We start from the raw sequence: 10,237 nt of genomic DNA, 5'->3' as shown, positions 1-10,237 counted from the left end.
ATCGTGAGGGAGAATTTTTCTGAGGTCAGTGCGCTGGCTGCGAGTACATTGCCGTTTGACAGGTTGGTGGGGACGGTACGCAGGCGGTTGGAGCGTGGCTGACGGGGTGTGCTTTGCGGTGTGCGAATGCGGCTGGGCCAGGGGCGCCTGGGAGCTTCGGCCGCGCATGACTTCGAGCGTCAGCGCCGGCGCGTAGCCGAACGGCAGAAAATGGCCGCCCGCTGCCCGAGGCAGTCCGCGCTGGTCTGCCCGATCAGGTCGTTCGATGGCGACCACCGTCATGACTGTTTTCAATCCAGTTACGACTTGAGCTCGAGTTCAGCTAACGGTTGCATCAAAGGCCGTGCGAAGCTGCTGATTCGCGGAAGCTACCTCGACGGCTCGGACACGCTGCCGGGCAGTTGCCGCACCAGCTCGATGAATGCCCGCAACCCGGCGGGAATATGTCGGCTTCCGGGAAAATAGAGAAACAGTCCGGGAATGAGCGGGCACCAGTCACTGAGCACCGCAACGAGCCGCTTGCGTGCCATCGCGTCGCGCGCATACGGCTCGGGTACGTATGCAATACCGAGTCCCCCCAGTGCCGCTTCGATCATCAACGTATTGCTGTCCATCGTGAGCGCGCCGGGCGGATCTATCGTGAAGGCCTGACCGTGATGCGCAAACTCCCATCGATAGCGTTTGCCACTGGGCAGACGTTGCCGGACGCAGCGATGGGCCTGCAATTCGTCCGGCACGGCAGGCCGGCCATACTTGCGCAGATAACGCGGCGACGCCACTGCAACAAAGCGTGAATCCTCGCTGACCCGTACCGCGATCATGTCCCTGGGTACCGCTTCACCGAGCCTTACGCCTGCATCAAAGCCTTCCGCGACGATATCGACGAAACGTCCGTCCGAGACGAGATCCAGCTCCATCTGCGGATACATCGCCAGAAAGCGCGGCACGACAGTCTGGAGCAGTTGACGGATCGCCCCGTCGCTTCCATTGATGCGCAGCGTGCCGCGAAGCGCCTCATCTTCCCGCGCGACATCGTCGAGCACGTGATCGAGATCGCTCAGCACAGGGCGCAGACGTGCAAGCAGACGCTCCCCCGCTTCTGTCACGGATACGCTGCGCGTGGTCCGGTGCAGCAAGCGCACATCCAGATCGTTCTCGAGTCCGCGCATCGCATGGCTCAGCGCCGAACGCGACACGCCCAGTTCGCCTGCGGCCTGCACGAAGCTCCGCCGCGCGGCGACGACCATGAACGCCTGCAAATCGTTGAGAGTCGGTTTGCCCATTGGTGAATTTCCTTCAACACGTCATGCCGATCGGCCTGGCTTCTCCGACGAATTCCATTGTTCTAGCATGAACTCCTGATCCTTCCAACGGAGCATGAGCATGACGAAGAACTGGCTGATCACGGGCGCATCGAGCGGGCTGGGGCGTGGGCTGACGGAAAAGCTGCTGGCACGCGGCGACGGCGTTGTCGCGACGCTGCGCAGGCCCGGCGCATTGGACGATCTGCGCAAGCAACACGGCGATCGACTGGAGGTCGTCACTTGCGACCTGACGAACGTCGATGCAATCAGAGCCGCTGTAGCGCAGGCATTTGCTGCGCTCGCGCGCATCGACGTCGTCGTCAGCAACGCGGGCTACGGGCTGTTCGGCGCGGCTGAAGAACTCGACGACACCCAGATTGCACGGCAGATCGAGACGAATCTGACCGGATCGATCCAGTTGATACGCGCGGTCATTCCGCGTCTGCGGGAACAGGGCGGCGGACGGATCGTGCAGGTGTCGTCGGAAGGCGGCCGAATCGGCTATCCGGCTTTTAGCATTTATCACGCGACGAAATGGGGAATCGAGGGTTTCGTCGAAGCTGCCGCGCAAGAAGTCGGACCGTTCGGCATCGACTTCGTGATCATGGAGCCCGGTCCTACGCGCACCAACTTTGGCGCGGGTCTCGACCGCGCGGCGCCGATGCGCGTGTACGACGACACGCCCGTCGGTGAAATCCGGTGCGCACTCGACGCTGGCTATTTCGATTTTGCGGATGCGGCGAAAACTGTCGACGCAATGATCACCGCGATCGACAGTCCGTCCCCTCCGCTACGGCTTGCGCTGGGCAAGTCTGCGTACGAATCGATACGTGCGTCGCTGACAAAGCAACTCGCGAGTCTCGAGGCGCAGAAGGAGATCGCGTTGTCGGTGATGGAGCGTGGATAGCCAGATGGCGAGCCACTCGATGGCCCCGGAACGTAGCGCAAGCGACGTTTCCGAAGGATGACGTCCAAGGGATGAAGAGATTCGAACAGCCGAACACTTCGTCAACCAAGGGAGCAGATGTGGCCGGTCCGTGGTGGAGGGGGAAGTATAGCGGCAAGCGCGCAGCAGTCCCGCACTGTGTGGCTGGCGGGCGCAATCGCGTTGCGCATCTTGACGTCGCGAGCAGCCGTCCACGGCTGTATGGTCGCATCTTTCGCGCGTTTCTCAACGCCGGGCGCTGCCGGCGACGGAAACCGTCGGCGAAATGCTTTCGTGCCGGTCGACCCGCCGTTCGCGCTCGCCGCGGAAAATGGCGTGGTGCGATTCTTTCGCGTGGGCAAGAAGTGCATCTTCTACCGAGATCAGAGCATCCAGCAGTTCACGTCCGTGGATCTCGACGACAAATGCGTCGTGTTCCGGATCAGCAATTCGCGACGGACAAAGGCCACGGTGCGCGCTTCAGATCGCGCGCGAGCGAGGAGCCCATACTGTCTGCATCACGTCCTTCCTGTCGTCGCCGATCACACGCTACGCCGACATGTCGCTCATCACCGCCGAGCAGGCCGATGCGAGCATCGATCTTCGTCACGGCAGCCGTGACCGCGGGCAACTGATATCGCCGCTGCGCTCCGGCAGTGTTCTTCACCGAGCGTGGCGCTCCACGAAATACACAAATGCCGACGATGGCGATCAGGAATCGGTCTTCGAGGATTCCTTCCTGTCCTGGTCCGACTTCGGCGCGCCCTTCTTGCTCGCCGGCTTGCCCTTTTTCTCCTTCGGCTTTGCTTCAGCTTCGACCGTCGTCAGCGTCACCTTGTCCGAGCCCTTGTCGAAGGCCACATCCACGGTATCGCCGGACTTGATCTTGTCGCCCAGCATTTCCTTTGCAAGCCTCGTCTCGAGTTCCTGACGAATCTGGCGCTTCAGCTCGCGCGCACCGAATTCCGGTCGATAGCCCACGTCGGCGAGATGATCGATTAGCGAGTCCTGCACCCTGAGCGTAATGCCCTGCGCCGCCGCGGTCCGCACTACGCGATCGATCTGGATCTGCACAATCGCGCGGATGTTCCCGCGCGAAAGTCCGTGAAAAACGATGATCTCGTCGATGCGGTTCAGGAACTCGGGACGGAAGTGCCCCTTTAACACGTCCATCAGCTTCTCGCGGATTTCCTTCTCCGAATCGCGATCCTTGTCGCTCTTCTCGAGGTTGTCCATGATGATCGACGACCCGAGATTGCTGGTCGAAATGATGATCGTGTTGCTGAAGTCGACTACCCGGCCCTTGCCATCGGTGAGTCTGCCGTCGTCGAACACTTGCAGCAGCACGTTGTTCACATCCGGATGCGCCTTCTCGATTTCATCGAGCAGGATCACGCAATACGGACGGCGGCGCACGCGCTCGGTGAGCTGACCACCTTCGTCATACCCCACATAGCCCGGAGGCGCGCCAATCAATCGAGCGACCGCATGTCGCTCCATGTATTCCGACATGTCGATGCGAATCACGGCTTGCTCGTCGCCAAACACGGTTTCCGCGAGCGCCTTCGCAAGCTCCGTTTTCCCGACACCGGTCGGACCGAGGAACAGGAACGTCGCAATCGGCCGATGGACCTGACCCATGCCGGCGCGCGAGAGACGTACGGCATCGCTCACGGCGAGCACGGCTTCGTCCTGCCCGACGACGCGCTCGCGCAGCTTGTTCTCCATGTCGAGCAGCTTCTGCCGCTCCTCTTGCGTCAGCTCGGTGACCGGTATGCCGGTGAGACGCGATACGACTTCAGCGACGGCGGCGACCGTCACTTCGAGCGTCTCCGATCCGGTCTTGCGCTGCCACGCTTCGGTTAGCTCGTCGAGGTTCGCCTGCTTCTCCTTGATACGCTCCTCGAAGCCCTTGGCCTCGTCGAAGCGCTTGCGCGACGATGCATAGTCCTGCTCGCGTTTGAACTGCGCGATCTCCGCTTCGAGTTCCTGGATGTCAGGCGGCCGGGAAGTCGAGCCAATGCGCACGCGCGCCGCTGCCTGATCGATGAGATCAATCGCCTTGTCCGGCAGATAACGCGAGGTGATATAGCGATCGGAAAGCTCTGCCGCCGCGACGAACGCGTCGTCCGCGAAGGTCACCTGATGGTGCGCTTCGAGCTTGTCGCGCAGGCCGCGCAGAATCACGATGGTCTGCTCGACGGTCGGTTCCGGTACCAGAACGGGCTGGAAACGCCGCTCGAGCGCCGCGTCCTTCTCGATGTACTTCTGATACTCGTTGAGGGTCGTCGCGCCGATCAGGCTCAGCTCGCCGCGCGCGAGCGCGGGCTTGAGCACGTTGGCGATATCGAGACCGCCTTCGCCGCCGCCCTGTCCCGCACCGACGATGGTATGCAATTCGTCGATGAAGACGATCAGCTCGCTCTGCTTCGCGGTGATTTCGTCGATCAACTGCTTCGCGCGCTCTTCGAATTCGCCGCGATACTTCGCTCCAGCGACCATCGAATTGAGGTTGATCTCGACGAGCCGCCTGCCGCGCAGATCCTCGGGCACGTCGTCGTTCACGATGCGCTGCGCCAATCCTTCCACGATCGCGGTCTTGCCCACGCCCGGTTCCCCGATCAGCACCGGATTGTTCTTCTTGCGCCGCGCGAGCACTTCAATCGTGCTCTCGATTTCCTGCGCGCGTCCCAGTACAGGGTCGAGCTTGCCCTGCCGCGCCATTGCGGTGAGATCGCGTCCGAACTTGTCCAGTGTCGGCGTGCCGCTGGGCGTGTCGACGCGTCCATCTTCCGCACCCTTGCCGACGACCTTCACCACTTTCTGCCGCAACGCCTCAGGCGTGACGCCGTATTTCCTGAGCAACGCGCCCGCGATGCTGTCCGGAACGGCGGCCAGGCCGATCAGCACGTGCTCGGGACCGACATAGGAATGCCCCAGTTCTTGCGACGCCTGGAACGAGTATTGAAACGCTTTCTTCAGCCGCGGCGAGACCGTCATCTTGTCGATGGGCGCGTCGGAGTCGGCGTGACCCTTTTGCGCGTGCTGGTCGATGTATCGTTTGATGTCCTCCGGCGAAAGCTTCAATTCCTTGAAGAGCGCCGCGACAACGTCGGTGTCGGCGAGGACGTACAGCACATGTTCCGTGTCGAGCTCGGTGCGCTGCAGTTCGTGAGCTTTTTCCGCCGCGCGCTGCAGCAGTTCCATTGTCTGCTCGCTGAACGCATCGGTGGCATCGACGGACTCGCGCGGCACAGAAGCGACGAGTCCAGCGTCGTCGTCATGCTCGTCTCCGGCCGCGCCGGGAAGCTCGCCCAATAGACGCGAAAGACCGCCGCCGAGCAGGGAATCGAACGGATTGAGCATGCTTTGATGGCGCATCAATTGACGGTAATCGTAATCACAGATCGACATCGATTTACGCTGGCCGTTTTGTACTACCGTCACTTGTGCAACTGCGGGCCGGGCATGACAAATTTCGCAAAGGGCAGGCATGGTCAACCTCTCCATTTACAGGACGGCTCAAGTTGAAGCCGAACGATTCACGCGATTGCGGAACGATGCACGCGTGACGCCAAGCGACCGCTGGCTCGACGAGAGCAACCCCGTCGTAATCAGGAGACTCTCCCCATGAGTCTTTCATCTAGCCGAGATTCGTGATCGAGGATCCCCAAGCGTGGTTTGTGCCGAGCGGCCTTTGCGACCGGGCCGGAGCCCGAAACGACGTGGAATCTGATCGGGCGACTCAGTGACGTGCCATGAACTCCATGTGATGCTCGTGGCGCAGCATCAGCTGCCTGTCGATTCCCAGGCAGCTGACGCACGGGTGCGCGGCCTCGCGGAAATGCCGCGAGGTCCGCGCCTCACCCGGTGTCATTTGATCTCGATCTGCTTCGTGGTTTGTGTTACCTCTCCGGCCTTCGGCACGCGTACCGTCAGCACGCCATTCTCGAAGCGCGCCTCGGCGCGATCGGGATCGATGCCGGCCGGCAGCGGAACCGCGCGCTGAAATTGCCCGAACGCACGTTCTATCCGGTAACAGCCTTTTTCTTCCCCTTTGGACTCGATCTGCTTGTTGCCGCTCAGCAGCAGCATGTTCTCGACTACTTCGAGTTTCACGTCGTCGCGGTCCAGGCCGGGCAGTTCGGCGACGATACGCAGCGCGTCGCCGTCGTCGACCACGTCGATGCGCGGCTGGAACCGGCTAGGGCTGAAGTCGCCGAACCACTGTTCCAGCGGACCGAGGCCACCGAACGGATCGCGGATCAGATCGGTGAACAGCTGGAAGGGATCGGCCAGCGGCCAGCGCGCCGAATCGGCCCATATCGACGGCAAGGCGGCGGCGCCTGAAGGCTGCGCACCGGCTGTTCGCTGGGTGCCCTGCTGCTGGGCCTGTTGCGGGACGCCGGACGAAGCCTGCCTCTGTTTCTCATCGGCGGAATGACGTAGAAACCTGAACGGGTTCCACTTGTCGAGATCGAGTGACATGACTGACTCCTTTCATGAATTGAGTTACACGATGCGCGCGTTCATCCGGCGGACGGATGGCCCCTCAGCCCATCGCGGAGCCAGCCCCGCGCACTGACGCCGAGCGCCAGCAGCAACGCGCCGGTGAAAATGGCATACGCACCGATCATCCAGACGAGCGCGAGCGCGCCGGCGCCGGGCCAGGCGAGTACGAGCACGCCGAACACCAGGGAAAGAATGCCGCTCAGGTACAGCGGCCAGGTGCCGCGAATATGAACGCGCAGCCGGAACGCGGTGATAAGGTCGAACACGCCCGTCGCGATGGCATTGACGCCCATCACGAGGACGAGCACGAGGGCGGTGATCGCCGGCAGGAGGATCGCGATCAACCCGGCGGCGACGCTGCACAGTCCCAGCAGCAGCGGCGCCCACCAGCCAGGCGTATCACCGCGATGACGGACGGCCCCGCTGATCGCCCCAACGCCGCCGACGATTGCATACGCAGCGTACAACGCGACCAGAAAGGTGAGTGTAAGACCGGGCAGAGCCAACGCCAGCACGCCAAAGATGAAACTGGCCGCGCCGCGCAGCGCCAGCATCCACCACGCGTGTCCAAGCAGATTGTGCATTGTGGGCCTCGCGAGACAATGAACAGATGCCCGCTCAGCGCGCCTCGCGCCGCTGACGGAGCCATTGAAGCGATGTATTTCCACAGTACGCGCCGACAGCAGAGGCTTCTTTCTCATTCCTGCCGAGACGTGTCGGATTTCTGCGCTCCTGCCGTGTCATTCGCTGTCGCAGTCTGTGCACCATGGGCGGCAAGGCGGAACACGCGCGGGGTCATGCCCGTGTAGCGATGAAATACCTCGGTGAAGTGCTGCTGGGTCCGAAAACCCGTGCGGGCCGCGACATCAATCAGCGGCAATCTGCTCGAAGACAGCATCGTTTTGGCCAGCGTCACGCGCTCGGTGGTGAGATGAAAATGAGGCGGGGAGCCGGTTGTTTCTTTGAACGCGTGCGCAAAATGCGATGGGCTCATATGCACCCGGGCGGCGAGTTGTTCGACCTGAATGTTTTCGGCAATGTGTTCGCTGATGAACGCGTTGATCAGCATCAGTTTTAGCTGGCTGAGCGGCGCTTCACGAACGCGTGCGTGGACATCGCGGCTGTAATGGTACGAGACATGCAGGGCGATGGCATCGGCGAAACCATCGAGACAGCCGGCCTCCACGAAGGCCGTTTGAGCGAGCAATATCAACGTGCTCGCGGCCTCACGCAGAAAGGGATCCCAGGCTTGAAACCACAGTGGCAATTCGCGGCTCGACGACGAGCCGAAAACCTGACGTGATCTGCTTTCGAGTATGCGCGAGTCGAGCGCGATGACGAGCCCTTGGGGATCGTCCTCGGCGGCAGTCAGTTTTGCACCGGCCGGAATCAGGCCGATGCACGGCGCGCGAACGTTGACCTGGCTTGGCGTGCCGGCGTTGTTCCGTCCACTTGCTTCCACAGCTGTCCTGTCTGCCGGGACGAGCAGGCAGATGTCCGCATGTGCTCCGCCGCGCCGCTCGGTGCAGCCTGTGCGGGGCGGGTAGTGACGTAATCCCTGATGGGGCGCTGCCAAAATGGCGTGTTCCATATTGCGCAATCGTCGGGGTACAGTGCATGGACCTGCTGCTTCAAGCTTAGTACCTCTTCGCGTACATGAAAGGTACCCTCGTATCAGAAGCGCGAAATAGTTCGGCCTCTGTTATCAATAACTGCATACGTCCGTTCTGCTTTGGGCAGTTATCCGTAAGGAACCCGCGCAAACGCAAAAGACCGTAGCATATGCGTTGCGCGATCATCGAATGAACTGTGCGCGACGCATGTGCAATCCATGCACGCGCGCGGTGCGTTCGCGGCGCAGCGACGGCCGCCCGGGAGCCAAATCATGGAAAGAAAGAAAAGCTGGCTGCGCAGGGATCTCGATGCGTTGCGTCTGCAGTGGGACATGCTCACCTTTTATGAACGCTTCGAGCAGCTTGTCGCGCATGTGCTGAGCGTGGTGATTTCCATCATCATCCTCGTGTCGCTCTGGCAGTTGATTCGCGCGGTGATTTCATTGCTGGTTTCGGACGCGCTGAACCCGCTGGATCACGCGGTGTTTCAGACCATCTTCGGCATGGTCATGACGCTGCTGATCGCGATGGAGTTCAAACATTCGATTACGCGCGTGATGGCGCGGCGCGATCACATCGTGCAGGTCAAAACGGTGCTTCTCGTTGCCCTGCTCGCTATCGCCCGCAAATTCATCATTCTCGATCCGGCCAGTGCGCCTGCCCAGATCGCGGCGCTTGGGTTTGCGCTGGTTGCGCTGGGGAGCGTCTACTGGCTGATGCGACAGCGTGATGACCCGGCCGACGCGACGGCCGCCACGCAAGCGCAGAGCGATCGCACGGCGGACGCGCTGCGACAGGAAGGGGTACGGCCAGGCGAAGGCGGGCAGCGCGGCAATTGATTCGACTCGCCACGCTCGTCACGGAGTGGCAGCGTAAGCGACAATCTGGCGGACATCGTCGATGGCCACGCGAAGTCGTGCCGCTTGCGGTTGCACGCGGGATACGAGCGTTTCGAGCGCGAGCCCCTTCGTCTCGATGCCCATCGCCCACACCGCAAGCGCCACCACGCCGAACGACAGCGCACGGAGCGTGAACATGCCGCCCTGGCCGAATGCCAGCAACACGAGACCGACCGCATGCCGATCGGCGACTGAAACCCCGGCGACGCGGACGACCTGATTGCGGTGCTTGCTAACGGATGCGTCTTCTCTTTTGATCAGGCCGTCATGCGTGCGATGGTGGCGCATCTTCACTCGACCCACCAACGACAAGTACTTCAAAACGTCATCTGCCATCGTCTCCTGGCCGCTCGGGAGCCGTCGTTCGCGAAACTTACCGGAGAGGCGGAAGTGGGTCGAAAGTACTCATTCGCTGAAGTCGGTGGCGGCCGTGCGCCATTGCCTTGCCGAACGACCGGTCTCCAGCAGTGAGCGGGCACATCGGCGTCGATACACAAACGTCGGCTTAGGCCGATGACACGACGCCGGCATCCGGCGATCGAATGACCGCTCGTTCGGTGGAACTGCCGTCTGAATGTCCTCGCGACGCGTCGGGCGAAGGTCGCCTTCTGGCCGATGACTGCCTCATGCAATGGGCACACATCGCTCGAACTTCGCAAGGCCGCGATCGGCGACACGCGACCCGTTGTTGACGATGGACGAACACGCGTGGATGTCTCCAATTGAATGGCAACCCGCCATACGTTGATTGCGGCGCAAATCCGGCTTCGCCGACCTGCCGCCGAGGATTCGCCCCGGAAGTGATTCATCGGGCAGCCTTTTATGCAGTTGAGCAAGCGGACTTGCTCTACATCCAGAGCGGACGCCACTCCGTCGCAATCATGGTAACCACAAGAGAGGCCTGCACTATTGTCGTTGCGGATGATCAAGAAAGAAGCGCAGCATTTCGGCACTCGCATCCGGACCAGTAGCGTCCGTATAACT

At 61.7% G+C, this 10,237-nt stretch carries 8 protein-coding genes and 1 pseudogene; 2 read left to right on the top strand and 7 right to left on the bottom strand.

What is annotated here, in order from left to right; all coding sequences use genetic code 11:
* Window positions 1-282: hypothetical protein (locus F6X40_RS43750; protein WP_222946303.1), on the bottom strand; the 282-nt coding region annotated here is incomplete at its 3' end.
* An 86-nt stretch (window positions 283-368) separates the two neighbouring features.
* The gene (locus F6X40_RS40270) at window positions 369-1,283 is read right to left on the bottom strand and encodes a LysR family transcriptional regulator (RefSeq protein ID WP_187631722.1); all 915 of its coding nucleotides are present in this window, start codon (window positions 1,281-1,283) and stop codon (window positions 369-371) included.
* A 100-nt stretch (window positions 1,284-1,383) separates the two neighbouring features.
* Here F6X40_RS40270 and F6X40_RS40265 point away from each other — a divergent pair, with 100 nt between their 5' ends.
* The gene (locus F6X40_RS40265; protein ID WP_187631721.1) at window positions 1,384-2,211 is read left to right on the top strand and encodes an SDR family oxidoreductase; all 828 of its coding nucleotides are present in this window, start codon (window positions 1,384-1,386) and stop codon (window positions 2,209-2,211) included.
* 729 nt (window positions 2,212-2,940) lie between these two features.
* Here the strand turns inward: F6X40_RS40265 and F6X40_RS40260 are convergent.
* From F6X40_RS40260 to F6X40_RS40245, 4 genes are all read right to left on the bottom strand, one after another.
* Window positions 2,941-5,724 carry an ATP-dependent Clp protease ATP-binding subunit gene (locus tag F6X40_RS40260; protein ID WP_187631720.1) on the bottom strand — a complete coding sequence of 928 codons (2,784 nt, stop codon included), beginning with the start codon at window positions 5,722-5,724 and terminating at the stop codon, window positions 2,941-2,943.
* Between the two features lie 378 nt (window positions 5,725-6,102).
* Window positions 6,103-6,717, bottom strand: coding sequence for an Hsp20/alpha crystallin family protein (locus F6X40_RS40255; RefSeq protein ID WP_187631719.1), 615 nt, complete (start codon window positions 6,715-6,717; stop codon window positions 6,103-6,105).
* Between the two features lie 41 nt (window positions 6,718-6,758).
* Window positions 6,759-7,325, bottom strand: coding sequence for an HdeD family acid-resistance protein (locus tag F6X40_RS40250; RefSeq protein ID WP_187631718.1), 567 nt, complete (start codon window positions 7,323-7,325; stop codon window positions 6,759-6,761).
* Between the two features lie 113 nt (window positions 7,326-7,438).
* Window positions 7,439-8,332, bottom strand: coding sequence for a helix-turn-helix transcriptional regulator (locus F6X40_RS40245; protein ID WP_187631717.1), 894 nt, complete (start codon window positions 8,330-8,332; stop codon window positions 7,439-7,441).
* 294 nt (window positions 8,333-8,626) lie between these two features.
* On the opposite strand from F6X40_RS40245, the gene F6X40_RS40240 reads away from it, so the two are divergent.
* Window positions 8,627-9,193, top strand: coding sequence for a phosphate-starvation-inducible PsiE family protein (locus F6X40_RS40240; protein ID WP_184069425.1), 567 nt, complete (start codon window positions 8,627-8,629; stop codon window positions 9,191-9,193).
* Between the two features lie 18 nt (window positions 9,194-9,211).
* Here the strand turns inward: F6X40_RS40240 and F6X40_RS40235 are convergent.
* Window positions 9,212-9,433 (bottom strand): annotated as a pseudogene (locus F6X40_RS40235) (hypothetical protein); the annotation flags it as partial.
* Between the last annotated feature and the right edge of the window lie 804 nt (window positions 9,434-10,237).

This window comes from Paraburkholderia sp. UCT31 (assembly GCF_014397655.1).
In the GTDB taxonomy this organism is placed as follows: domain Bacteria; phylum Pseudomonadota; class Gammaproteobacteria; order Burkholderiales; family Burkholderiaceae; genus Paraburkholderia; species Paraburkholderia tuberum.
The sequence above is the reverse complement of the archived record's forward strand: the minus strand, read 5'-3'. Positions and strand labels throughout refer to the sequence as shown.